Raw genomic sequence first — 23,993 nt, forward strand, 5'->3', positions numbered from 1 at the left:
AAGTATTAGTCCTCGTATAATGGGAAGGCATCTGTCAAAGCTTTGACTGCACTTCTTACTTCTTCTAATACAGCTTCATTATCTGCATTCTTAAGAGCTTTAATGATGAGCTCTGCCACTTTTCGGCTTTCTTCTTCACCAAACCCACGTGCAGTTATTGCGGCTGCTCCGATACGAATTCCACTTGTCTTGAATGGAGACAAGGTTTCGTAAGGGATAGAGTTTTTATTTAGGGTAATGTTAACCTCATCAAGTAGGTTTTGAGCAACCTTTCCGTTCTCTACAACCTTGGTTACATCAACTAGGAAAAGATGGTTTTCAGTTCCGCCAGAAATAATACGGAAATCAGGATCTTGCAAGAAGACATCTGCCATAGCCTTGCTGTTCTTGATGACATTAGCAGCATATTCTTTAAAAGCAGGATCCAATACTTCTTTGAATGAAACAGCTTTTGCTGCGATAACATGCTCTAATGGTCCACCTTGAATACCAGGGAAAATAGCTGAGTTAATTTTCTTAGCAAGTTCTTCATCGTTAGTCAATATCAAGCCACCACGTGGTCCTCGAAGTGTTTTGTGGGTTGTTGTCGTTGTGATATGTGCATATGGAACTGGACTTGGATGAAGACCAGCTGCCACCAAACCAGCAATATGAGCCATATCAACCATGAGTTTTGCACCAACAGCATCTGCGATTTCACGGAATTTTGAAAAATCGATAATTTGCGAATAAGCCGAAGCTCCAGCAACAATTAGTTTTGGTTTAACTTCCTGGGCTTGTTTCAGGATAGCATCAAAATCCAAGATTTCTGTCTCAGGATCGACACTGTAAGAGACAAAGTTGTAGGTTTGACCTGAGAAGCTAACAGGAGCTCCGTGAGTTAAGTGCCCACCTGCTGCCAAATCCATCCCTAAGACAGTGTCACCTGGCTCAATCAAAGCCATATAGGCAGCACAGTTGGCTTGGCTTCCTGAGTGGGGTTGTACATTAGCAAACTTAGCACCAAAAATTTCTTTTGCACGTTCAATAGCTAAAGTTTCGATAACATCTACTACATCAGTACCACCATAATAACGACGTCCTGGGTATCCTTCAGCATATTTATTGGTTAAAATAGACCCTTGCGCAGCCATTACAGCCTTAGTTACAACGTTTTCGGAAGCAATCAACTCAATATTGTTTTGTTGACGTTCCTCTTCTTTCGCAATGGCATTCCAAAGGTCCGCGTCATAAGCTTTAAAATCATCTTTGTCAAAAATCATAGGTCTTCTCCTTTTAATAATTTAATAAATCGTTTTTGCACTTTATCACAAGTATAACCAACTCTCTCATAAAATGCATGAGCACCAAGACGATGGTCTGCAGAGTTTAATCGGATAAACTCATATCCCCGTGTTTTTGTTTCTTTCTCCAACCCTTCAAGTAAATCTCTACCAAAACCTCTCCCCTGACTTTGCGGCAGTACTGCCAAGGCTAGGATATTGAATCCTGCTTTAGAATAGAGAGACTCATAAACTTCAGCGTGAATATAACCAACTAGTTCATGACTAGTATCATCCTCATAACCAAGTAGGAAGTGATGGGAGTCTTTAGACAACTTAGCAAGTTGACTAGCCGTTTCCTCTGGTCTAAAAGTATAACCTAAAGCTTCTTTGTTAATGACACAAACCGCTTCAACATCTGCTGCTTTTAAATCACGTAGCATCTTATACCTCCTCAAAAGGAATTTCGGGAATCTTGGTAAGAATGTCTTCTTGGGTGATGGAACCTTGCCGTAAAATTTTTACCTTCTTACCAGTTAAATCTAGAATAGTAGAATCTTGACCTGTTAAAAAACCATCGTCTTCTATTCCCAAGACCTCTCGATCAAAATCTTCTAGAATTTGCTTAAAGTTTACTCCGCTCTTACAACCTGAAATATTGGCAGAGGGGCCAATTAGAGGGCCACACTCACGAATCAATTCCAAGGTGATAGGATGACTCGGCATGCGAAATCCAACTGTATTCAGATCTGAATTAACCCAACATGGGACCTTTTCATTCGCTTCTAAGATAATGGTCAAAGGGCCTGGCAAAAATGTTTCTACAAGTTTCTTTAGATAGACTGGTTGGTGTTTTGAAAAGCGAAAGATATCTTCTAGAGTGGCAACATTTAGATTGAGTGCCTTATCTCTAGGACGACCTTTGAGCTGATAGACATGATCAACAGCCTTCTCATCTATCGCTTTTGCAAAAAGACCATATACTGTCTCTGTCGGTAAGACTACTGCACCACTATTTTTCAACTCATGCTTTATTCTATCTATCATCAATGACAACCATCCTATCTTGGCCAAATTGGTCTTTGAGTGTTCGAATTCTTTTTTCAGGAAGATGTTTCCTAAAAAGTTCAGGGACACTTTGTCCTTGTTTGTAGCCAATTTCAAGATAAATTTTACCACCATCAGTTAAATAATCTTTGGCTTCCTCCGCAATTTTGCGGTAGATAGCAAGACCATCCTCGTCAGCAAAAAGTGCTAGATGGGGTTCAGAATGTAGTACATTCAAACCAACTTCTGACTCATCACTACGAGAAATATAGGGTGGATTGGATACAATTATATCACATTTTGATGAGATTTCGGAGAAACAATCAGATTTTATAAGAATTAAATCTGCAGAATTCAGTTTAGCATTTTCTTCTGCTATATCTAAGGCATCCTGTGAAATGTCAGCAGCTGTGACCGACCAATCTGGCCTATTCTTCGCTAAAGCAAGGCCTATTGCTCCGCTTCCTGTCCCAATATCCAATACTTTGAGATTTTCCTTTGGATTCTCAGCTAGGATGAGCTCCACCAACTCTTCTGTCTCTGGACGGGGAATCAAGACCCGCTCATCCACCTTTAACTGCATCCCAAAGAATTCAGCATGACCGATGATGTACTGGGCAGGTATATGTGCTGCCAATTTTTTGTAGATTTCCTCCACAAACTCTTTTTCTTCCTCAGTTACTTCTTTCTGGAGGGCAAAGACGAAGTCTGTAAAAGATAGATTTTTTAGGCTACGATAGACAAAGGAGAGGCTTTCTGCTTCCTCTCCTTTAGCTATCAACTTTTCCTCAAAATCTTTAAACATTTGAGCTAGTTTCATTATTTGTTTAAATCTTCCAATTTTTGCGTTTGGTCGTAAAGGACCAAGGCATCTACAACTTCATCTAGTTTACCAGACAAGATAGTATCGAGTTTTTGAAGGGTTAAGCCAATACGGTGGTCTGTGACACGGTTTTGTGGGAAATTATAAGTACGGATACGTTCTGAACGATCACCAGTACCGATAGTAGACTTACGCTCTGCGTCTTGCTCATCTTGAGCAATCTGAGCAAAGTGGTCAGCCACACGCGCACGAATAATCTTCATGGCCTTCTCACGGTTTTTCTGCTGGGTACGTTCTTCCTGCATCTCAACCTTGATATTGGTTGGCAAATGAACGATACGAACGGCAGTCGCAACCTTGTTGACGTTCTGTCCACCAGCACCTGATGCATGGTAGATATCGACACGTAGGTCTTTTGGATCAATATCGTACTCTACTTCTTCTACCTCAGGCATGACAAGAACTGTTGCTGTTGAGGTATGAACACGGCCTTGACTTTCTGTCACAGGGACACGTTGCACACGGTGAGCACCAGACTCATACTTGAGTTTAGAATAAACTGACTGACCAGAAACCATGGCAACCACTTCTTTAAAACCACCGACACCGTTCATAGAAGCTTCCATAACTTCAAAGCGCCAGCCTTGAGCTTCAGCATACTTTTGATACATGGTTAGAAGGTCTCCAGCAAAAAGTGCTGCTTCGTCTCCACCAGCTGCCCCACGGATTTCAAGGATGATGTTCTTGTCATCGTTTGGATCCTTTGGAAGAAGCAATATTTTTAGTTTTTCTTCGTACTCTTCTTTTTCAGCCTTAGCGTCTTTCAGTTCCTGCTTGGCCATTTCTTCCAAGTCCGCATCTCCGCCTGATTCTTTAATCATTTCCTCAGCGTCGACAATATTTTGAAGGACTTGTTTGTATTCACGGTAGGCTGTTACTGTGTCACGAGTTGAAGCTTCTTCTTTTGAAAGCTCCATGAATCGCTTAGTGTCAGAGACCACATCTGGGTCACTCAGCAATTCTCCTAATTCTTCATAACGGTCTTCTACAGTTTGTAGTTGATCATAGATGTTCATTCTTATTGATTCTCCTTATTGATTTCAGGGGCAAAATAATGTTTACGGCAAACCGAGATATAGGTTTCATTACCACCTATCTGGATTTGTTCACCTTCATAAGTGGGTTTCCCATCTAACGTTCGTAGTACCATAGTCGCCTTTTTCTTACAATACTGGCAGATGGTTTTGATCTCATCAATCTTGTCTGCTAGTAACAATAGATGTCTAGATCCTTCAAAAAGTTCATTACGAAAGTCGTTCTTTAAACCAAATGCCATAACAGGTATGTCTAACTCATCGACAACACGCGCCAGGTCGTAAACATGGTGACGCTTTAAAAATTGGGCTTCATCGACAAGAACACAGTAGGGCTTTTCAGGTAAATCTCGAATAAATCCAAAAATATCCGTAGTATCATCAATAGCAACTGCTGGTCTTTTCATCCCAATCCGACTTGAAACATATCCAACACCATCTCTCGTATCAAGAGCTGAAGTCATGATGACAACACTTTTGCCTTGCTCCTCATAGTTATAGGCCACTTTAAGAATCTCAATGGTCTTTCCTGAATTCATAGTCCCATAACGATAATACAACTGTGCCATCCTACTATTTCACGTCCATTTCTAGTTTTTTGCTACATTCTAGTATACCATATTTTCCAAAAGCTTTAAACGGCAAAATGTGGTAAAATAAAAGAAATCATTTAGTGAGTGGAGGAAACAATCATGCCATTTGTACGCATCGATTTATTTGAAGGTCGCACGCTAGAGCAAAAAAAAGCCCTAGCTAAGGAAGTAACTGAAGCTGTGGTACGTAACACTGGTGCACCACAATCTGCTGTTCACGTTATTATTAACGATATGCCAGAAGGAACTTACTTCCCGCAAGGGGAAATGCGCACTAAGTAAAGCTTAAGCAATCTGCTTAGGCTTTTCTTTATAAGTGGCATTCGTTGAATAAAAAACTTTATTTTGTTACAATTTTAAGAGATATTAGTAAATAAAAGGCTTCAATTTTTAAAAAGGAATTAACATGATTACACGTGAATTTGATACCATTGCTGCAATCTCCACACCTCTCGGAGAAGGAGCCATTGGTATTGTCCGCTTGAGCGGAACAGACAGTTTTGCCATTGCTCAGAGGATTTTTAAAGGCAAAGACTTAAGTCAGGTCGCCAGCCACACACTGAACTACGGCCACATTGTTGACCCTATAACTGGTAAGGTTATGGACGAGGTCATGGTTGGGGCTATGAAGTCTCCGAAGACCTTTACTCGTGAGGATATTATCGAGATTAACACCCACGGAGGGATTGCCGTGACCAATGAAATCCTGCAATTGGCTATCCGTGAAGGGGCTCGCATGGCAGAACCTGGTGAATTTACCAAGCGTGCCTTCCTCAATGGTCGTGTAGACTTGACTCAGGCTGAAGCTGTAATGGATATCATTCGTGCTAAGACTGACAAGGCTATGAATATAGCAGTCAAACAACTTGATGGATCCCTGTCTGACCTCATTAACAATACTCGTCAGGAAATTCTCAATACCTTGGCTCAGGTTGAGGTTAATATCGACTACCCTGAGTATGACGATGTAGAAGAAGCCACTACTGCTGTTGTCCGTGAAAAAACTATGGAGTTTGAACAACTCTTGACCAATCTTCTAAAGACAGCCCGTCGAGGTAAAATTCTTCGTGAAGGAATTTCAACGGCCATCATTGGTCGTCCCAACGTTGGGAAATCCAGCCTTCTTAACAACCTCCTGCGTGAAGACAAGGCCATTGTAACTGACATCGCTGGTACTACTAGAGATGTAATCGAAGAATACGTCAATATCAACGGTGTCCCACTGAAGTTGATTGATACTGCAGGTATTCGTGAAACGGATGATGTCGTGGAACAAATTGGTGTTGAACGCTCCAAGAAAGCCCTCAAGGAAGCTGACTTGGTTCTATTGGTTCTAAATGCTAGCGAACCACTAACCGCTCAAGACCGACAACTTCTTGAAGTTAGTCAAGATACTAATCGAATCATTCTTCTCAACAAAACTGACCTCCCAGAAGCTATTGAAACAAAGAAACTTCCTGAAGATATCATCCGCATTTCAGTCCTTAAAAATCAAAACATTGATAAGATTGAAGAACGCATCAACAACCTATTCTTTGAAAATGCTGGACTTGTTGAGCAAGATGCTACTTACTTGTCTAATGCTCGCCACATTTCTTTGATTGAGAAGGCAGTTGAAAGCTTACAAGCTGTTAACGAAGGTCTTGAATTGGGCATGCCAGTCGACCTGCTTCAGGTTGATTTGACCCGTACCTGGGAAATTCTTGGAGAAATTACTGGTGATGCAGCGCCAGATGAGCTTATCACAAAATTATTTAGCCAATTCTGTTTAGGTAAATAAAAAATTATAAAAAGGAGTTATGATGAAATATCCAACATTACTAGAGCGTTTTTTAACTTATGTTAAGATTAACACACGATCAGACGAAAATTCTACTACTACACCAAGCACTCAGAGTCAGGTAGACTTTGCGACTAATGTCCTCATTCCAGAAATGAAACGTGTCGGTTTGCAAAATGTCTATTATTTGCCAAACGGTTTTGCTATCGGTACACTTCCAGCTAACGATCCAAGTTTAACTCGCAAGATTGGTTTTATCTCCCACATGGATACGGCTGATTTTAATGCTGAAGGTGTCAATCCACAAGTAGTTGAAAACTACGACGGTGGCCTTATCGAACTAGGTAAATCTGGTTTCAAGCTTGATCCTGTAGATTTTAAGAGCTTAGAGAAATATCATGGACAAACTTTAATTACTACAGATGGGACTACCCTTCTCGGTGCTGATGATAAATCAGGTATCGCCGAAATCATGACAGCCATCGAATACTTGACTGCTCATCCTGAAATTAAGCACTGCGAAATTCGTGTCGGCTTTGGACCTGATGAAGAAATCGGTGTTGGTGCCAATAAATTTGATGCAGAAGATTTCGATGTCGACTTTGCTTATACAGTTGACGGCGGACCTCTAGGTGAACTTCAGTACGAAACCTTCTCTGCTGCGGGTGCAGAACTTCACTTCCAAGGTCGTAATGTTCACCCAGGAACAGCCAAAGGACAAATGGTTAACGCCCTTCAGTTGGCAATCGATTTCCACAACCAACTTCCTGCAACCGACCGACCTGAATTGACTGATGGTTACCAAGGTTTCTACCATCTCATGGATATATCTGGTAGTGTAGAGGAATCGCGTGCTAGCTATATCATTCGTGACTTTGAAAAAGAAAACTTCGAAGCACGTAAAACTGCTATGCAAGCTATAGCTGATAAGATGAACCAAGAACTTGGTAGCAATCGTGTCAGTTTAACATTGACTGACCAGTACTACAACATGAAAGAAGTCATTGAAAAGGATATGACACCAGTAACTATTGCCAAATCGGTTATGGAAGACCTTGGTATCACACCTATTATCGAACCAATTCGTGGTGGTACAGATGGTTCTAAGATTTCCTTTATGGGAATTCCAACGCCAAATATCTTTGCTGGTGGTGAAAACATGCATGGCCGTTTTGAATACGTTAGCCTTCAAACAATGGAACGTGCAGTTGACACTATTATTGGAATTGTAGCTTATAAAGACTAAAAAAAAAGACGAGGTAGCTAAGCTACTTCGTCTTTTTTTTAGTCTGAGACTTTTTCTGTTGATTCAGGATTCAGTTCAGTTGTTGTTTCAGAAGTATTCTCTGTTGTTGTCTGCACTGAGCTAGATTCTACTTGCTCATCAGTGCTTGCTTGACCTGGTGTTTCTTGTTTTGTTTCAACAGGTGTTTCTTGACTTGACGTTGCTTTAGATCTAAGCTCTTGGTTCAATAAGAGAATTTCTTGAGCAACTGCTAGAAGAGCCTGCTTATCCTTACTTGCTGCTGCTAGTTTATCAAACAGAGCATCTACTTTTTCAAAGTCAGCATCTGAACCATTATTCATCTCCAAATAGCTATGGAGGGCAATGACGCTGTTATAAAGCTGTTGATAGAGAGCCAAAAGTTGTGGATCTTGAGCCTCTTCCTGACTTTCTTTCTGAATAGTCTGTGTAATACGTTTTAGAAGATCTTGAACTTGCGTGTTTAATTCATCAAGGTCAGCATTATCTTTATCACTAGCAACCTTAAGATTCTTAAGTTCATCAGCAAGAGAAACTTTTACACCGTCTTCCTTAACTTTACTAATCAATTCTTCAGCTTTGGTTAGTAACTCTTCTACCTGCCCTTTTAAGACATGATTAGTTTTTTCTTCAGGTTTAATATCATCAAACAAACCTCTCAAGAACTCATAAACTGCAGTTTTTGCACTCTGACCGTCAACTTTTTCGGTATCTAGGATAGTTTCTGAAGACTTGCTTACAGCGGGCTCATTTTTAAGAGCTTCTTCTACTTCAAATTTTGTTTGATAGATTTCTGGGAAGAGTTTATTTAAATCTGTTGCCTTTAGGAATGATTGTGACTGATAAAGAGTCCACGTTAAGTTAGCAACTTTATTACGAAGCTTATCGTTTAATCTACCATCAGATAGATGTTGATAGAAATATTTAATGTACTCGACTGTTGTGACACCTGTACGATCATTAAAGTCTTGTAAAGCTTGTAATTTAGCATCTATAGCATCTAATCCTGCTTCATCTTGAGCTAGTTTGCTTTCCTGTAATTGTACCAAGAGATCCTTCTTAGGAAGTCCATAAGCATCCGTATTTAAGGTATTAATCTTATCCACCAGAGCTTGGTATTTTTTATCTAATGGACTAGCTTCAGTAGGCTTCACAGTTGAATCAATATGAATATACTGTTTGTCAAATTGATCAAGAGCTGCCAAATAACCTGCAGTAGAGTTGGTTGATAGCTTCTTCATATTCTCAGAAAATTGCCCCAAAGCAAGTTCAATCTGTCTCTGTACGCTTGGCTTGTCTTTATAGAGTTCTCGACTCTCTGCCAAAAGCTGTTCAACCTTATGCTCTACAGTATTTTCATCAAATGTGCCTGGTTGATAAGACGATTGTAGCGCTGGAATCTTATTCTTAAGAGCGACCTCGTAACCTTTTGTTTGAACTTTAATGTAATGGTTATGATCTCCGTGAGGAATGACGAAACTTCCATTTTCAACTTGCAAACTATATGGTGAAACACCATCACGTATAGCAGTTGTATAAAGCTCGTTTAGGAAATCAAGTTCAGGGTCCCCGGTAACTAAAGGAATACGGACGTGTTCCTTACGGATTGCATAAGGATGAATGTGTGTTGGGTCATAGTCTTGATCAGGATTTCCAAATACAAAGAATCCATTTGAGATACGAATGGCTTCTAGCGGTACACCGTAGGTCTTAGCAATATACTCCATTTTTTCTTTGTCACTGGCCTCTCTAGAAAATGCTTCTACATCTTTTGCAAGAGGTTTAACAGACTCAGTTTTATGACTGTTTAAATGTTCTTGAGCAGCTTTAATCTGATCTTTTGTTAAATCTTTTTTAAAGAAATAGTGGTTGTGATCTCCATGAGAAACGACAAATCCTTTATCATCTTCACTTATCACTCGATCTGCTGCAAAGCCATGATTGTGTTCTTCCTCATGATGGTTTCCATGGTTATCATGATGGTGTTCTTCTTGTTTATGACTGCTATGATTATCTGGGATAGTTTCTGAATGTTTATTGCCGTACAAGTGATCTTGTGCGGCCTTAATTTGATCAGGTGATAAATCTTTTTTAAAGAAGTAATGATTGTGATCGCCATGGCTCATAACAAAACCTTCTGAATCTTCACTTATAATTCTATTTGCATCAAAACCATGATCGTGTTCCTCTTCTTCATGGTGAACATGTGGTAACGGATTATTTGGTGTAGAATTAGAAGGACTTTCTAAGCTTGGAGTGTTAGATTGTGCTTGATGATTGTTAAGAGATGATTTAGGGATATAGTGATAGTGGTCCCCATGTCGTACGATATAAGCATCGCCAGTATCTCTGACAATATCATTAGGGTTAAAGACATAACCATCATCTGCTGCAGAAACACCATTATTCGGTGTCAGTGACAAGGGTTGACTGAGAGCTGAACTATTGCCAGATAAATAAGCCTTTGCGGCAGCTAATTCACCCGCTGACAGATCACTCTTAGGAATATAATGGAAGTGTCCTCCGTGGGGAACGATATAAGCATCTCCTGTATCTTCAATGATATCAGAAGCGTTAAAAACATAACCGTCATCAGTTGTATAACGTCCTTGAGCTCTAGCTGCCACAACTTCCTTAGAATCATTTTTTTGGTCAGATGTATGCCCTTGTTTTTGTTTTTCAATTTGTTCTTTGGTACGAATATTTTCAGCTTGACTAGCATTTTTTAGGTAGACATAATATTTTCCATCAACTTTGATGATGTAACCACCTTTAATTTCGTTAACGATGTGTTCATCACGCAATTGATAACTTGGATCTTTCATGACTAGTTCTTCACTAAAGATCGCATCGAAAGGAACTTTACCATTATAGTAATGGAAATGGTCTCCGTGAGAAGTCACATATCCCTGATCAGTAATTTTCACAACAATTTGTTCGGCCTCAATGCCTTCCTTTTTGCTAACTTGATCAGGAGTCAAATTTTCGTTCTTTTTAGACTCATTGTTTTTCCCATCAACATAAGATACACGATTATCTTCCTTCTTCTCTGCTTCTTGGTGCTGATTTAAAACATAAGCACAAACACTAAGCGCAATAACTACTGCTGATCCAGCTAAATATTTCTTTGTTTTATTCATAATTTCCTCATTTCAATTCTTCTGCTAGTATTGCAATATCCTCTTCTAAATTATCTAAATAAGACTTATCATTTTGTGGGTCTGACTCTAAAGGATTGAGAGTTTTAAGACTCACACCTGTTGACTTGATAAGCGTTTCAGCTACTTTAGACGAAGCATTGCTCTCTGTAAAAATAGTTTTAACTTTATAGGTCTTAACAAATTCTTGGATTTCAGTCAGTTGTCTTGGACTTGGTTCTTGATCAGGAGAAATACCAGCAATACCAAGTTGATTCAAATCAAATCTCTTTGCCAAATAAGAAAAAGCAGTGTGTTGAGTTACAAAGGTTCTTTGCTCCACTTTATCGAAGATAGGTTTATATTTATTTGTTAACTCATGAGCTTGATCAATAAACTTCTTCGCATTCGACTGATATATTTCTTTATTCTCACTATCTAATTCTGATAATTTATCAGCAATAATTTGTGCTTCCTCAGCTACCTTTTCAGGGTCTAACCAAGTATGGGGATCATAAAGACTTTTCTCATCCACACCTTTTCCTACTTCTATATCTTCTAAGCCAGATACTCTATCCAAGGTCATACCCTCAGATGCTTCTAGAACCTTAACCTTGGACTTTTGTAGACTTGGATCTAGACTACCCGCCCAAGACTCTAAGGTATGAGAATGATAAACAAATACATCCGCATCGTAGATAGCTGCAATATCATTTGCTGACGGTTCATAAGAATGAATGCCTGAACTAGATTGAATCATTCTTACATCATTAAGATCACCAGAAACTGCTTTTACCATAGAATATACAGGATAAAAACTGGTAACTATTTTCATTCCATGAGATTCTTTGACATCATTTTGCTTATCTTGACTACAAGCTCCTAAAAATAAAGCAAGTACCGAAGATAGCATACCTATTAGTATTTTCTTCTTCACTAGAACTCCTTAACTAGTATTTAACCATTTAATTAACTAGTAAACATTCTACTCCAAAAAATTTACGATGTCAAGTGATAGACTCGATTTTATAAGATTTTTTATAAATAAAAAAGCACCGATTTTCGGTGCTTTAATACTAAACTCCTAGATGAATATCTGGGAATTTTTCCATTAGTAACTCCCAAAATTCTTCCAATTGTTCTTGAACTGTTCTAGTAGTCTGAATAGTCATCTTATGCTTCTTAGGACTGTCCTTACGAATGTAGCACAGTTGATAGACTTTATTTGTAAAACCATAGCGATGGTAACTATTTTCAATAAGGTAAATCTGATCAACTTCTCTTAAGTCAACAGTTTGAGTCCCTTTAAAGTATGTAATCAAGTGGTTTTTATATAAGATTACTTTTAGATCTTGATCATAATAGTCAGCTTGGTCGGCAATACCTTCTAGATTACCTTGCAGCTCTGGATAAGTTTGATATAATTCATTATAAGATGCAATTGATTTTTTACGAAGAATAAAGGCTGTAATAGCTGTAAATACTCCCATGCCACCGAAAATTGCTGCTCCAATGATATAATACCAACCATCACGTGAATGTTCAGTCAAGCTCAGGTAAACATTCGTATTCATGTTTTGATAAACTGTAGACGTAGGTTCTAAAACTGATTTCAAGAAACCTGATAAATCTACTATTCTGTTATTACGTGAGGTATTCACATTTGTAGTTAGTGGTTGTAATTGTGTTCCCAACAAAGTCCCTGGATTATCAGCTAAAGTTTCGGCAGTAGCCTGCTCGATTAACTTCTTAACTTCAGCATCATTTTCTTTTGCTTCAATAACTGCGTATTTACCATCACCCTCTTGACTATATTGGACAAGATAAATAACATTTTTTCCATCAACGTCTCCAATGATTTCTGGATAAATGTCATAAACAGTCATTTTAACTTGTTTACCGGATTCACTGTTACTAGCAAAGGCAGTTGTTGGGTTTTGGTGTAAATTCCAAAGGAACCCCATCAGACCTCCAACTGCAAGAAGAATGACCGAAAGGACTAGCCCAGAAACAAAACCTTTATTTCGTTTTTCCTTAAACATAATTACCTCCTTTAGTTTGATATTAAAATTATATCGAAATAAAAGTATTTTTTCAACTTTTACCTTAAAACTACTATAACTATAACCCTCTGTCTACATTCAAATTCTAGCTTTCTAAATAAAAAAGTTTGAGATAAATCCCAAACTTTCATAATCGTTATTTTCTAGCTATTTTCTCATCACTTTCAAGCTGGTCAACTAGTTGTTCAACACTGTTAAACTTCACCATATCTCGAATACGATCAAGCCAATAAACAGTAACTCTTTCACCATAGATGTCATCAGAAAAATCAAAAATATGAACTTCAAAACGCTCTTCAACACCATCAAAAGTTACATTCTTACCAACACTGGCCATACCTCGATAGATTTTTCTTTGAATTTCAATATCAACAGTATAAACTCCATCCGCTGGCATATATGTTCTATCTAAAAGCACTAGATTTGCTGTGGGATAGCCAATAGTTCTACCACGCGCATTTCCGTGAACTACAACTCCTCTAGAGGGCAATGGAGCTCCAAGCAGCTGAGCAGCCTCCTTCACATTCCCATCAACAATACATTGGCGTACTCGTGTAGAACTGATTTTTCCCTTTTCATCTTCTACTGGTGGAACTATGACTACTTCGCCATCAAAAATTTCTTTAAGATCTTCAGCTGATTTGCGATCAGATCCTAAACTATAGTCAAATCCTACTACAATCGTATCTGCTTTCACTTCTTTCACAAAAGTATTGACAAACTCTTGAGCAGTCATATTTGCTACCCGACTTGTAAAATCCATTAAATACAAAGCTTCAACACCTGAACGTTTTAATTTACGTTCACGTTCTTCAGCATTAAGGATATGCAATAATTGTTCTGGATTATATTGGTGCAATGTTAGTTTAGGTGACTCATTAAAGGTGATTACGGCAACACTCAAATGCTTTCTTGAGGCTATCTCACCCGCAATATCAAAGAGCTTTTGGTGACCCACGTGAACACCATCAAAGTATCCTAATACTAGGACTGTTGGGCCTGGTGTTGCGATATCTTTTTCTGTTTTAATCGGTATTGTTACAATCATAGTCATATTATACCAAAAAGACACACGCTTTCAAAATAATAAGGATGTAAAACTTCAGTTAGAAAGATTTAAAATTGGCTTTTAACTTCACTTCTTAATTGTTCTAGAGTTACTATACCGTACTTATCCATAACACTAGGCAAATTTTCAATAATATCAGGGCAGGCATATGGATTAGTAAAGTTTGCTGTCCCAACACCAATAGCTGAGGCACCTGCCAAATACATTTCTATAGCAGCTTCAGCTGAATCAACACCTCCCATTCCAATAATCGGAAGATTAGTTGTTTGAGCAACTTGCCGAATGAGTTTTAGAGCTACAGGAAATACTGCAGGTCCAGACATTCCTCCTGTCCCATTTGCAATGATTGGTTTTCTAGTTTTGAGATCAAAGCGCATACCAACAAGAGTATTAATCATGGTTAGCCCACTAGCTCCTGCGTCTTCTGCAGCTTTTGCAACGGAAGTTATATCAGTTACACTTGGTGTTAATTTTACGTAAACTGGTACATCTGATGCCTCTACGGCTGCTTTTACCACATCATAAGCCAAATCTGGATCTTGACCAATTAATAATCCGTGATTACCGTGGTCGACGTTCGGACAAGAAATATTGAGTTCTATTGCCTTTACATTGCTAGCTTTAGAAATACCATGAGAAACTGTAGCATATTCATATTTGGAAAAGCCAGCTACGTTAGCAATGATTGGAAGATTTGGATACTCTTTTTCTAGCCAAGGTAATTTTTCAGAGAGAACGGCATCTAGTCCTGGATTTTGTAGACCAATGGCATTGAGCATACCAGCAGGTGTTTCTGCTACTCGTGGAGTAGGATTACCAAAACGTGGTTCAAGGGTAGTAGCTTTAATCATGATAGATCCTAAAAGGTCCAAATCATAGTATTTGGCATACTCTTGTCCGAAACCAAAACAGCCTGAAGCAGGAATGATAGGATTCTTTAACTCTAATCCTGGTAGAGAAACTTGTAATCGATTTGTTGTCATGACACACTCCTTATAAAACCACTGTTCCTGTTTTAAATACAGGACCATCTTCGCAGACGCGTTGACTAACAGTTTCACTATCTGGCACTTTCAGGACACAAGCGTAGCAAGCTCCCATGCCACAGGCCATACGAGATTCTAGAGATAGATAAGCTCTTGGATGGTCATGGAAGGTTTGATTGATATATTTCATCATACCAGGTGCACCGCAAGAGTAGATGGCATCAAATTTAGTGTCAAATTCATTAATCACTACAGAAACATTTCCTTTAATACCATGGGAGCCATCATCTGTTGTCACATATACTTGACCATATTTGGCTAATTCATCATCTAAAATGACAGCATCTTTTGTAGAAAATCCTAGAACAGTCGTAATTTCAACACCTCTCTCATGTAATTGTTTAGCTACTTCAAGTAATGGAGGAACTCCTATTCCACCACCAACTAGAAGAACCTTGCAATAGTCGTCTAGCTCAGATAAATCGAAACCATTTCCTTGAGGGCCCATGACATCTAAAAAATCGTCAGCTTTTAATCTTGAAAAGATTGCTGTACCAGAACCCTCAACTCGATAAATGAGATGGCATTGATTATTAGGCTTATCTATAGATGAGATTGAAATCGGACGACGCAAGAGGTGAGCATCATCAGGTACACGCAAATGAAGAAATTGTCCAGCTTTCATATCTTCAACCATTTCTCCTTGAAGTACGAGTTCAAAGATTGCTGGCGCGATTTCCTCCTGAGATACTACTCTCATAACTTCTAAGCGAATGGCACCCATTCGTTTTTTACAATTTGGATTCATAACTTTTCCTCCTTAAATTTTAAGGGGATCAGATAAAGAAAAACCTTGCACTTGCAAGGTTTCAGTTAAGATATTTACACAAAAGTAGCAAATAAGCACTTGCTTACTTGTTTCCATTGTAGCTTCTTTTCTCTGACACCTTGTGAGTCTCTCTGGACTGCCCTTAAAGGTTAAATTTTCACTAGTATACTGTATCAAACATAAAAAGTCAAGTAAAAATAGCTAAGGTATCAGTTCATAAAAGTTGCTTATTTTTGTGATGAGAGAATCTTTTCCAGTTTTTGATAATCTTTGACACTATCGATTTCATAGATAGAGTTTTCTTCCAACTCTTCTACATATACATCTAGTTCTTTGATATTATCTTTAACCATATTGTCCCAGTAGAGATCCACAAACTCGCCACTTGCATAGGCTTCATTGATAAAGTCAACAATCTTTTCAGCTGTCGGAGCATCCCAAAATGAAACACCACTCAAGATGCGTCCATTTTTGCTATCAACAATGATATCTTGAACTTTGTAATCATCACCGTAAACTAGGAACCACTCGTTATCACAATCTTCACGATAAACACTGAAATAAGTTGAACGGTCGATATCATTACGGAACATATTTTTGAAAAGATAGTTATCCGCATCAATAACATAGCTGTTGGCCAACTCTTCTTTTACCAAGTAAAGAGAATAGAAGTTATTGTAATCAGCATACTTATCATTGAAGACCAAACGAACTCCGTATTTTTCTTTAAGGTAGTCGAATTGTTCTTTCAAATAACCTACAACGATAATAATGTCATCAATTCCACGTTCTTTTAAAAATTCAATTTGATATTCGACTAAAGGTTTTTCATTAACCTTGACCAAGGCTTTGGGAGTATTTTCTGTCATGGGTCTCAAACGAGTTCCCAATCCCGCTGCTAAGATAATCGCTTTCACGCGTTTTCTCCTTTATTCTTTAATAATAATATAAACACCCGCCATTACGATAAGTGAAGTAATGATGGTTAGTAAATTAAGGGGTGAGCCCAAGAACATTGCTGCAAATAATACAGTCCATACAACATAACTCACGTTTAAACCTGTTGCTTTTGCTGGTTGCAATCGATTAATAGCAATATAGTAGGCTAGATAAGAAATCATATTACATGCCGCAAAGATAATCAAAAGTCCCAACAATTGTCCGTTTGCCACTTCTGCAAATGAATGATGCGAGAAGAGAACAATCACAAGATAGGACAGGAAGGAAGTTACTTGTCGAATCAAGAGGGCTTCGAGTTCACTGAGTTCACTTTCCATTGCAAAAGAGCTTAGAACACTTTCACTCCCCCAAGCAAGCGCACAAATTAATGCGCAAAGGATTCCGATATAAAAGGAATTGACTTGTTCAACCTTGTAGGTCTGAGCAATAATTCCTGCAATGATTAGAAGAATTCCAAATACTGTATTCTTAGAAACCTTATGCTTTAGAATAAAGAAGGCAAGAAGGACAGAAACTGCAGGATAAATAGCTGAAACGGACGATGCTAAGGAACTACCGATGTATTTGACCGCATAGAGATTGGCCTGCATACCAATAGGACCAGCTAGTAACGCTCCAATAATAACACTGACATTTCGAATGTTTAAGAAGATTGAAAAGCGAACTTTTCCTTCTTTAACGAGAAGATATCCTAGCAAGATAAATATACTCAGAAAGTCGTGTGCTGCTGCTACTACAAAAGGTGACAGTTCTGTAAAGATTGAAAAGATATAGGCACTAATAGTTAATCCTAATCCCCAGAATACACCTGAAAGTAAACCAAAAGAAACTCCATTTTTAGTTTTCATGAGAACCTCCCTTAAAATCCAATTCTTTTACTGCTCTATTGTAACGAGAGATTCCATAATCTCCAAAGTCTGCACCATTTTCTTCTTTATAAATAGTCCAAAGGCTCCAAATAATATCTTGCAAAATTTTATAAATTCGAATTTTCTCTCTCGAAACAGGAGTCTTTTCACTCTCGTAATGAGCCAAAAAGTTTTCCTCTTCTTCTGGAGTGAATTCAGACTCTAGAAAGAGTGCCGCAAGGTCCCACATAGGATCGTTCATGGATGAATATTCCCAATCAATAAGATAAAGATGACCATCTGGTGCTTCGATAAAGTTTTCTGGAACCAAATCAATATGACATGATTTCTTCTCAATTCCGATTTGTTCAAGCTCTTCTTTCAGAGAAAATACCGATTTTCTGACATCTTCATAGTTTGGATAGAAAATCTCTCCTTGAATCAAGGATTCATATTTAATGATTTCCTCAAAAGGAGCAAACTCTCCTTTTAATTCTTTACCAGAAGCATGAATCGTTTGTAAAATTGGAGCAATCTTCTCAAATCTAGTTTTAATGGTATCTAAATTAAGTGTTTCAGCATTTTCAATGTATTGATTGACTTTGATACCAGCTTCAATATCAAAAAGATAATTTTCTACATCTAATTCTAAATCTTTCAACAATTCAATATTGAACTTTTCATTCTGGCGGTCGATTAATTTTTCTGTACCTTTACCGAAAAACTTAACGATATATTGATTTGAGGATGTTTGAACCAAGTAGTTTTGATTGGTCATTCCACCCAACTGTTCAACGCTCTGAATTTCTTCATCACCTGATAATAAAGAGGCAATCTTCTCTTTAACGATTTCCTTCATAATCTTCCCCCATTAGACTTCCCACTTAAATACTGTCTTAAAGGCAGTATTGAGGTCTGTTGCAAAAACTCGATGAATATCTTTAATCTCTCTTACTGGTTCTTCTAGATAAATGATATTCTTCAAACGATTGGCAAATTTTTTAATTTCCATCATTTGGATAGCTTTTTCAAAGTCAACTCGCCCAGAACGAGAAGAGCCGACTAGTAGCAAACCTTTTTCCAATGAATCCCGAGTGTTGATATTAACTTTATACTCACTAACCCCCATCATCAAAATGGTACCTTGTGGTTTAATGTAGCGAATCAAGTCATTAATAGCAGGTCCACATCCATCACCACCACAGCATTCGAAACCATGGTCAAAACTAAGATCCTCTGGAATACTGTCAGTAATATAACGTTCATGCGCAAATGAAAAGAGTTCCAATTTCTCCCAGTGGCGGCCAATGACAATAATTTCCGCTTCAGGTAAAGTGTAGTTGATAATATTGGCCATGACAAAGGCTAAACTTCCATCACCAATGACTGCAATTCGTTGACGTCTACTGTGAGAAACTGTCATGAAACGATTCATAGCATGCATACCCACACTGACAAACTCTGTAATGGCAGCAACTGTATCTTCGATATCTTCGTAAGATACCACACGATCCTTAGGCAGAGAAACAAATTCTCGCATGAACCCATCATAACCACTTGATAAGAAATATGTTCCAGTCATGTAATTTTCGTAGAATTCCTCATCACTTTGCATAGGTGGTTGATTTGGAATCATAACAACCTTCTGACCAACTTTGTAGGTACCGGTTGGATCAGAAATGACTGTACCACAAGACTCATGAATCATAGCCATTGGTAGTTTTTTCGCTAAAATTTTTGGATCACGTTTACCTTGGTAGTAACGTTGGTCCGCGTGACAAACCGCCATGTAATTTGGTCGGATGAGGATATGATTCTCTTGATCAATTTCTTCTTCCTGATATTTAATATTGATAAACTTTGGTTTTGTCAGTTGATAAATTTGATTAATCATGTCTATTCTTTCTCAATCATGCTTTTAGCAATCTTCAAGTCTGTAACTGTTGTAATTTTAAGGTTTGAGTACTCACCTTTTGCTAAGGCTACATCTTTCCCCTTAATGACAAAGATTTTACATGCATCTGTCAAAATTTCTTTTTCTTCTGCTGATAAAGAACCATAGAGATCTATAAAGTCCTTACAACGGAAGGTTTGAGGAGTTTGTCCTTGATAGAGATGAGCACGATTTGGAATATCTGTGATAAATTGCCCATTAGTACTTTCAACAATGGTATCCACGGCTTCAACTACAGTATCAACAGCATCATGATTTTGTGCAAGAGCAATATTATCTTGAATCATTCGAAGTGTGACAAAGGGACGAACTGAGTCATGAGTGACCACGATATCATCTTCCGTGATTGGACGGTAAGCATCAATAGCCTCAATGATCTTTTCAATACTAGAATTACGATCAGCCCCACCTTTTGTGATAATAATACGATCTTTATGGAGTGGAAGGAATTTTTCAACTAAATCTTCTGCGTGTGTCACCCAGTCTCCGTGAACTCCAACTACAATCTTTTCAATACTTGGCTCTAAGACAAATTTTTCAATTGTATGGATTAGGATTGGGCGATCTCCTAACTCAAGAAATTGTTTGGGTAGGTTACTAATACCCATGCGCGTGCCGGTTCCACCTGCTAAAATTCCAGCGTAAATCATATCGATTCTCCTTTAGTCTGTTTAAAAAACTCATTCGCTACTATTATATCATAATCTAGCGCTATCTTGAAATAAATAATAGTTCTCTCTATATAGTACTAATGACGCGAGCTCTATATACTTACAGCGTTTAAGAAATGACACCTTGCATTCTTAACTCTCGGTTAATATAGAGTTCTTCAGAATAATATAGAAAGCTTAAAGAAATCTTAAACTAGTGACATATCTATCCTGAAATTTTAATTAGACTTTTCCAATTAAAATTGTTAAAATAAAATGGAAAATAAAAGAAAAGGAAGCTAAATACCGCCATGATGAATATGCAAAACATGATGCGTCAAGCTCAAAAACTTCAAAAACAAATGGAGCAAAGCCAAGCTGAATTGGCTGCCACAGAATTTGTTGGGACTTCTGCTCAAAACCTTGTAACTGCTACCTTAACAGGTGATAAAAAAGTCGTAAAAATTGATTTCGATCCTGCAGTTGTGGATGCTGAAGATATTGAAACACTTTCAGATATGACTGTTCAAGCACTCAATGCTGCTCTTGAACAAATTGATGAAACTACTAAAAAGAAACTTGGGGCATTTGCTGGTAAGTTGCCATTTTAATAATATTCTCAAAAAGAGGCTAGTTTACAGCCTCTTTTAATTTATGTTAATAAACAAAGAACTCAGTTGCTTTATTTAGCAATAAGTCACTATATTCAGGGTCTTCCTGAGCAGTTACTAGTTCTTCTTTTATTCTTTCCAAGTTATCCGTAATCATTCCGTCAACACCTAGGTGAAAAGACTTATTAAATGACTCCGAACTATTGATTGTCCATACATAGAGTTTTTGCTCAGTATTCCATAGTTTCGTCACAAAGTATTCATCTAAAGTAGAATACTCCATTGTGTAGCCTGTAGCAACCGTTCTAGGAAAAACAGAATTATAGGGAAGAATAAAGTAGACAGGAATATCTATGTCATAAACTCTCACTTTTTCAACAACCTTATAATCTAAGGACTGCATTTGATGACCATAAACCTTAATTTTTGCACCGTATTTTTCTAGAAAATGTTCCATCATCTGCGGACTATCTTTATGGCTGGTCTTAATTTCAATGAGAAGTTTCTGATGTAATTCATTTGCACGAGTCAGATAATCATCGAAACTTGAAATCTTTGTCTCATAACCATTCTCATGAATGTCAATCTGCTTTAACTCTTCTAAGGTCAAATCCTGTGGTGTTTTATTAATACCAGCTAAGCCTTTAAGATTAGCATCATGCATCATAACAAATTGACCATCTTTAGTTTCCTGGATATCCATCTCGATTAAATCTGGTTTTAACTGCGCCGTTTTTTCTAAAGATTCTACTGTATTTTGGACACCATTTCCATTTGATACACCACGATGTGAAATTAAAAGAGGTGGATTGACTACTGGAGCTTCAAGATAATTATATCCTTCAATCGCAAAGAGGATACATGCACACACCATGACACCCCATCTCATGATATGGTCCTTCTCGCGTCTTGGCATAATATCAAGTCCTTCTCCCGTTAAAAAAGATGTGAATTTGACAAGGAAATAGGTCAGTGCCATATAGTGAAAATTCTTAATCAGAACAAAATTCAAAATAGCAAGGATCAGGGATTCTCTCTGAGTAATGCTATCGACTATGTACTGAGTTAATAATATTGGGATGAGAGGAAGATAAAAGAATAGATTGGTTTTTACAACAATTAAAAATAAATGCCAGGCATAAAACCAAAAGAAATTCTTAGTCCTATCCAAACTATAAATAACCGCTTCCTTCACAGTCATCTTATCATAAAAGATTTTTGGTAAAGTGAATACTAATCGAACAGAAACATAAAAGAATAAGAGTGATAGACTAATAATAGCTACCCACCATAACCAATAGTTATCTTCCATATAGGTTTGGATAAACTCTGGAATCACAATCTTATTGAAATAATAAATCTTAAATATCTTTCTGATAAAAGGAAACAGCATGGCTACGAAAAGAAAGATAAACATAGCTTTTGAAATAGTCATCTTCTTCATAAAAGCAAGGCTTTCACGAAATACTTTTCGACTATATTCTATGAGAGTTCTCTTTTCGTGATAAAGGAGATGACGCGCTCCTATAAAGAGAAGGCTGAGTTGAAAATAGGCTACCAGCAGATTGATGGCTATTAAGATTACGAAGCCTAGACTGACAATGGGAGCATTTTTTATTATCTCAAAAATATTGTTGTAGGATATAAACAAATATCCTGTTTGACTCAATAAAAATCCAGCTATCACTGAGTTTAGTGGCATCCAGATATAGTCAACCAACATAAAAATTAAAAAGAATAGAAAGAGGATTTTATCTAGATTTAGGTAAATCTTTTTAAAACCCAATTTTTTTGGTTTTTCAGGTTTCATAAGAACTCCTAATCAAACAGCTGAGATAAATCTAAACCACCAAATGGATTAGAATTGAGGCTAGTCTGAGAATTTAGTAAAAGTCTACTCTCATCTGACTCCAAAAATGCTTCATAAACACGGGCAGTCATTCGAGCATCTTCCAGACTATTATGAGATTGGCCTTTAAAACCCAGAAAACTAGCAACGGTTTGTAATTTAAGATTAGCAATTCCATGAAGATCAGAACTACGTCGCTCCAGTGCTTCATTATAGAGATCGACTAAATATTGTTCTCGATAGTCCAAACCATGTTCTAGTAAAATCGGTAAGTCACTCTTTGCTGCATTATAACCAATAAGGGGTAAATCACCAACAAAAACTTGAAATTTTTGGAGTACTTCTTCTACCTTTGGTGCGTCTTTCAGTGTCTCGGTTGTAATTCCCGTCAAACCATTAATAAAACTCTTCAAAGGAACATCCGTGTATACATAAGAGTCAAACACTCCTACTTCTTCACCTTCTTTATAATGTACCGCCGAGACCTGTATCAAATGTGTTACACCTTCATGCTGATTAAACTCTAAATCAAAGGAGATATACTCTCTTAATTTTTCCATACAACATATTCCTACTCTATACTAATAAAAGAAAAGAAACTACCTGGTTTTTATATAAAACCAAGCAGTTTTATCTTATTTTCCAAATAAGCGAGCAAAGAAGCCTTTCTTCGTTGCTTGAACTTCTTGCTTAGCTTGTTCTAACTCTAACTGAAGATTTTCCTGATCTTTCATGGCTTGAAGCGTTAGCTGTTGTTGTTGATCCAATTGCTTATCTTTCTCAGCAATTTGACGGTCTTTCACTCGTATCTGCTCATCTTTTTCAGAGAGTTGCTTATCTTTAGCTTTTAACTGCTCATATAAACGAATAATTTCAGAATTTTTCTCATCAACTAGGATTTCCATCAACTCTCTTTGTTTGACTTCATCACTAACTGGCTCATCTTCAAAAATCGTTTTCTTGTATATTTCTTCAAGTTTAATCAAGCCACTGCGAGTAACAACAGTAACTCCTTTGTCATTTTTTGTTGTGTCTTCTTCTGGTAATTCCTTGACACGGTTATTGATTGCTTGGCGAGATAAACCCAAGACCTCAGCAATCTCACTGACAGTCATCTCAATACTCATAATATCCTCTGATTTTTCTAGCATTTCTTTAAATTAAATATTATCAT

Annotated in this window: 24 protein-coding genes; 4 read left to right on the forward strand and 20 right to left on the reverse strand. The window is 37.6% G+C overall.

Features of this window, described 5'->3' with window-relative positions:
• Window positions 1-5: 5 nt before the first annotated feature.
• From glyA to FN031_RS02680, 6 genes are read right to left on the reverse strand one after another with little or no spacing between them, the layout of a single operon-like run.
• Entirely contained in the window at window positions 6-1,262 is a 1,257-nt protein-coding gene (gene glyA / locus FN031_RS02655) for a serine hydroxymethyltransferase (RefSeq protein ID WP_142557358.1), read from the reverse strand.
• The gene (locus FN031_RS02660) at window positions 1,259-1,705 is read right to left on the reverse strand and encodes a GNAT family N-acetyltransferase (protein ID WP_142557361.1); all 447 of its coding nucleotides are present in this window, start codon (window positions 1,703-1,705) and stop codon (window positions 1,259-1,261) included. The genes glyA and FN031_RS02660 overlap by 4 nt, the downstream gene beginning before the upstream one ends.
• 1 nt (window position 1,706) lies before the next feature.
• Window positions 1,707-2,309, reverse strand: coding sequence for an L-threonylcarbamoyladenylate synthase (locus FN031_RS02665; RefSeq protein ID WP_142557363.1), 603 nt, complete (start codon window positions 2,307-2,309; stop codon window positions 1,707-1,709).
• Window positions 2,299-3,129 carry a peptide chain release factor N(5)-glutamine methyltransferase gene (prmC, locus tag FN031_RS02670; protein ID WP_142557365.1) on the reverse strand — a complete coding sequence of 277 codons (831 nt, stop codon included), beginning with the start codon at window positions 3,127-3,129 and terminating at the stop codon, window positions 2,299-2,301. Before prmC ends, FN031_RS02665 begins: the two co-directional genes overlap by 11 nt.
• Entirely contained in the window at window positions 3,129-4,208 is a 1,080-nt protein-coding gene (gene prfA, locus FN031_RS02675; RefSeq protein ID WP_142557366.1) for a peptide chain release factor 1, read from the reverse strand. The genes prmC and prfA overlap by 1 nt, the downstream gene beginning before the upstream one ends.
• A gap of 2 nt (window positions 4,209-4,210) precedes the next feature.
• Window positions 4,211-4,795 (reverse strand): thymidine kinase, encoded by a 585-nt coding sequence (locus tag FN031_RS02680; RefSeq protein WP_075567514.1) that lies wholly within the window; start codon window positions 4,793-4,795, stop codon window positions 4,211-4,213.
• Window positions 4,796-4,918: 123 nt separating this feature from the next.
• Here FN031_RS02680 and FN031_RS02685 point away from each other — a divergent pair, with 123 nt between their 5' ends.
• From FN031_RS02685 to pepT, 3 genes are all read left to right on the forward strand, one after another.
• Window positions 4,919-5,101, forward strand: coding sequence for a 4-oxalocrotonate tautomerase (locus tag FN031_RS02685; RefSeq protein ID WP_001117401.1), 183 nt, complete (start codon window positions 4,919-4,921; stop codon window positions 5,099-5,101).
• Window positions 5,102-5,225: 124 nt separating this feature from the next.
• Window positions 5,226-6,599, forward strand: coding sequence for a tRNA uridine-5-carboxymethylaminomethyl(34) synthesis GTPase MnmE (gene mnmE, locus FN031_RS02690; protein WP_142557368.1), 1,374 nt, complete (start codon window positions 5,226-5,228; stop codon window positions 6,597-6,599).
• 22 nt (window positions 6,600-6,621) lie between these two features.
• Entirely contained in the window at window positions 6,622-7,845 is a 1,224-nt protein-coding gene (gene pepT, locus FN031_RS02695; protein ID WP_142557370.1) for a peptidase T, read from the forward strand.
• A gap of 38 nt (window positions 7,846-7,883) precedes the next feature.
• On the opposite strand, the gene FN031_RS02700 is transcribed toward pepT, so the two are convergent.
• The 11 genes from FN031_RS02700 to FN031_RS02750 all read right to left on the reverse strand — a co-directional run bounded on the left by FN031_RS02700 (window position 7,884) and on the right by FN031_RS02750 (window position 20,359).
• Window positions 7,884-11,003: a pneumococcal-type histidine triad protein gene (locus FN031_RS02700; protein ID WP_142557372.1), complete on the reverse strand. Its 3,120-nt coding sequence runs from the start codon at window positions 11,001-11,003 to the stop codon at window positions 7,884-7,886.
• A 7-nt stretch (window positions 11,004-11,010) separates the two neighbouring features.
• Window positions 11,011-11,913: a metal ABC transporter solute-binding protein, Zn/Mn family gene (locus tag FN031_RS02705; protein ID WP_398575110.1), complete on the reverse strand. Its 903-nt coding sequence runs from the start codon at window positions 11,911-11,913 to the stop codon at window positions 11,011-11,013.
• A 163-nt stretch (window positions 11,914-12,076) separates the two neighbouring features.
• Window positions 12,077-13,042: a hypothetical protein gene (locus FN031_RS02710; protein WP_142557377.1), complete on the reverse strand. Its 966-nt coding sequence runs from the start codon at window positions 13,040-13,042 to the stop codon at window positions 12,077-12,079.
• A 157-nt stretch (window positions 13,043-13,199) separates the two neighbouring features.
• Complete coding sequence (locus tag FN031_RS02715; protein WP_142557379.1) at window positions 13,200-14,111, reverse strand: bifunctional riboflavin kinase/FAD synthetase; 912 nt, start codon at window positions 14,109-14,111, stop codon at window positions 13,200-13,202.
• Window positions 14,112-14,179: 68 nt separating this feature from the next.
• Window positions 14,180-15,163, reverse strand: coding sequence for a dihydroorotate dehydrogenase (locus FN031_RS02720; protein WP_185928430.1), 984 nt, complete (start codon window positions 15,161-15,163; stop codon window positions 14,180-14,182).
• Window positions 15,126-15,926: a dihydroorotate dehydrogenase electron transfer subunit gene (locus tag FN031_RS02725; RefSeq protein WP_142557383.1), complete on the reverse strand. Its 801-nt coding sequence runs from the start codon at window positions 15,924-15,926 to the stop codon at window positions 15,126-15,128. The genes FN031_RS02720 and FN031_RS02725 overlap by 38 nt, the downstream gene beginning before the upstream one ends.
• Window positions 15,927-16,174: 248 nt before the next feature.
• Window positions 16,175-16,864, reverse strand: a complete 690-nt coding sequence (locus tag FN031_RS02730; RefSeq protein ID WP_142557385.1) for a sugar phosphate nucleotidyltransferase — start codon at window positions 16,862-16,864, stop codon at window positions 16,175-16,177.
• Window positions 16,865-16,876: 12 nt separating this feature from the next.
• Window positions 16,877-17,755, reverse strand: coding sequence for a DMT family transporter (locus FN031_RS02735; RefSeq protein ID WP_142557387.1), 879 nt, complete (start codon window positions 17,753-17,755; stop codon window positions 16,877-16,879).
• Window positions 17,745-18,614: a phosphotransferase family protein gene (locus FN031_RS02740; protein ID WP_142557389.1), complete on the reverse strand. Its 870-nt coding sequence runs from the start codon at window positions 18,612-18,614 to the stop codon at window positions 17,745-17,747. Before FN031_RS02740 ends, FN031_RS02735 begins: the two co-directional genes overlap by 11 nt.
• Before the next feature lie 12 nt (window positions 18,615-18,626).
• Entirely contained in the window at window positions 18,627-19,649 is a 1,023-nt protein-coding gene (locus FN031_RS02745) for a ribitol-5-phosphate dehydrogenase (RefSeq protein WP_142557391.1), read from the reverse strand.
• Between the two features lie 2 nt (window positions 19,650-19,651).
• Entirely contained in the window at window positions 19,652-20,359 is a 708-nt protein-coding gene (locus tag FN031_RS02750; RefSeq protein WP_142557393.1) for an IspD/TarI family cytidylyltransferase, read from the reverse strand.
• A 311-nt stretch (window positions 20,360-20,670) separates the two neighbouring features.
• On the opposite strand from FN031_RS02750, the gene FN031_RS02755 reads away from it, so the two are divergent.
• Window positions 20,671-20,970 carry a YbaB/EbfC family nucleoid-associated protein gene (locus FN031_RS02755; protein WP_142557396.1) on the forward strand — a complete coding sequence of 100 codons (300 nt, stop codon included), beginning with the start codon at window positions 20,671-20,673 and terminating at the stop codon, window positions 20,968-20,970.
• A 46-nt stretch (window positions 20,971-21,016) separates the two neighbouring features.
• On the opposite strand, the gene FN031_RS02760 is transcribed toward FN031_RS02755, so the two are convergent.
• From FN031_RS02760 to FN031_RS02770, 3 genes are all read right to left on the reverse strand, one after another.
• Complete coding sequence (locus FN031_RS02760; RefSeq protein WP_142557399.1) at window positions 21,017-22,780, reverse strand: glycerophosphoryl diester phosphodiesterase membrane domain-containing protein; 1,764 nt, start codon at window positions 22,778-22,780, stop codon at window positions 21,017-21,019.
• An 8-nt stretch (window positions 22,781-22,788) separates the two neighbouring features.
• On the reverse strand, window positions 22,789-23,379 hold the full coding sequence (locus FN031_RS02765; RefSeq protein ID WP_142557401.1) for a 3'-5' exonuclease: 591 nt from the start codon (window positions 23,377-23,379) through the stop codon (window positions 22,789-22,791).
• A gap of 75 nt (window positions 23,380-23,454) precedes the next feature.
• Window positions 23,455-23,946 carry a MarR family transcriptional regulator gene (locus tag FN031_RS02770; protein WP_075568071.1) on the reverse strand — a complete coding sequence of 164 codons (492 nt, stop codon included), beginning with the start codon at window positions 23,944-23,946 and terminating at the stop codon, window positions 23,455-23,457.
• Window positions 23,947-23,993: the final 47 nt, after the last annotated feature.

Origin of the sequence: Streptococcus mitis (genome assembly GCF_902159415.1) — a bacterium.
Taxonomy (GTDB): Bacteria; Bacillota; Bacilli; order Lactobacillales; family Streptococcaceae; genus Streptococcus; species Streptococcus mitis_BG.

Coding starts and splice junctions, on each gene's coding strand:
- FN031_RS02770 (WP_075568071.1), bottom strand. CDS start 23,946: ATGAGTATTGAGATGACTGTCAGTGAGATTGCTGAGGTCTTGGGTTTA.
- FN031_RS02745 (WP_142557391.1), bottom strand. CDS start 19,649: ATGATTAATCAAATTTATCAACTGACAAAACCAAAGTTTATCAATATT.
- FN031_RS02725 (WP_142557383.1), bottom strand. CDS start 15,926: ATGAATCCAAATTGTAAAAAACGAATGGGTGCCATTCGCTTAGAAGTT.
- prmC (WP_142557365.1), bottom strand. CDS start 3,129: ATGAAACTAGCTCAAATGTTTAAAGATTTTGAGGAAAAGTTGATAGCT.
- FN031_RS02740 (WP_142557389.1), bottom strand. CDS start 18,614: ATGAAGGAAATCGTTAAAGAGAAGATTGCCTCTTTATTATCAGGTGAT.
- FN031_RS02700 (WP_142557372.1), bottom strand. CDS start 11,003: ATGAATAAAACAAAGAAATATTTAGCTGGATCAGCAGTAGTTATTGCG.
- FN031_RS02710 (WP_142557377.1), bottom strand. CDS start 13,042: ATGTTTAAGGAAAAACGAAATAAAGGTTTTGTTTCTGGGCTAGTCCTT.
- pepT (WP_142557370.1), top strand. CDS start 6,622: ATGAAATATCCAACATTACTAGAGCGTTTTTTAACTTATGTTAAGATT.
- FN031_RS02760 (WP_142557399.1), bottom strand. CDS start 22,780: ATGAAACCTGAAAAACCAAAAAAATTGGGTTTTAAAAAGATTTACCTA.
- FN031_RS02720 (WP_185928430.1), bottom strand. CDS start 15,163: ATGGTCCTGTATTTAAAACAGGAACAGTGGTTTTATAAGGAGTGTGTC.
- mnmE (WP_142557368.1), top strand. CDS start 5,226: ATGATTACACGTGAATTTGATACCATTGCTGCAATCTCCACACCTCTC.
- FN031_RS02715 (WP_142557379.1), bottom strand. CDS start 14,111: ATGATTGTAACAATACCGATTAAAACAGAAAAAGATATCGCAACACCA.
- FN031_RS02750 (WP_142557393.1), bottom strand. CDS start 20,359: ATGATTTACGCTGGAATTTTAGCAGGTGGAACCGGCACGCGCATGGGT.
- FN031_RS02755 (WP_142557396.1), top strand. CDS start 20,671: ATGATGAATATGCAAAACATGATGCGTCAAGCTCAAAAACTTCAAAAA.
- FN031_RS02705 (WP_398575110.1), bottom strand. CDS start 11,913: ATGCTATCTTCGGTACTTGCTTTATTTTTAGGAGCTTGTAGTCAAGAT.
- prfA (WP_142557366.1), bottom strand. CDS start 4,208: ATGAACATCTATGATCAACTACAAACTGTAGAAGACCGTTATGAAGAA.
- glyA (WP_142557358.1), bottom strand. CDS start 1,262: ATGATTTTTGACAAAGATGATTTTAAAGCTTATGACGCGGACCTTTGG.
- FN031_RS02765 (WP_142557401.1), bottom strand. CDS start 23,379: ATGGAAAAATTAAGAGAGTATATCTCCTTTGATTTAGAGTTTAATCAG.
- FN031_RS02680 (WP_075567514.1), bottom strand. CDS start 4,795: ATGGCACAGTTGTATTATCGTTATGGGACTATGAATTCAGGAAAGACC.
- FN031_RS02685 (WP_001117401.1), top strand. CDS start 4,919: ATGCCATTTGTACGCATCGATTTATTTGAAGGTCGCACGCTAGAGCAA.
- FN031_RS02665 (WP_142557363.1), bottom strand. CDS start 2,309: ATGATAGATAGAATAAAGCATGAGTTGAAAAATAGTGGTGCAGTAGTC.
- FN031_RS02660 (WP_142557361.1), bottom strand. CDS start 1,705: ATGCTACGTGATTTAAAAGCAGCAGATGTTGAAGCGGTTTGTGTCATT.
- FN031_RS02735 (WP_142557387.1), bottom strand. CDS start 17,755: ATGAAAACTAAAAATGGAGTTTCTTTTGGTTTACTTTCAGGTGTATTC.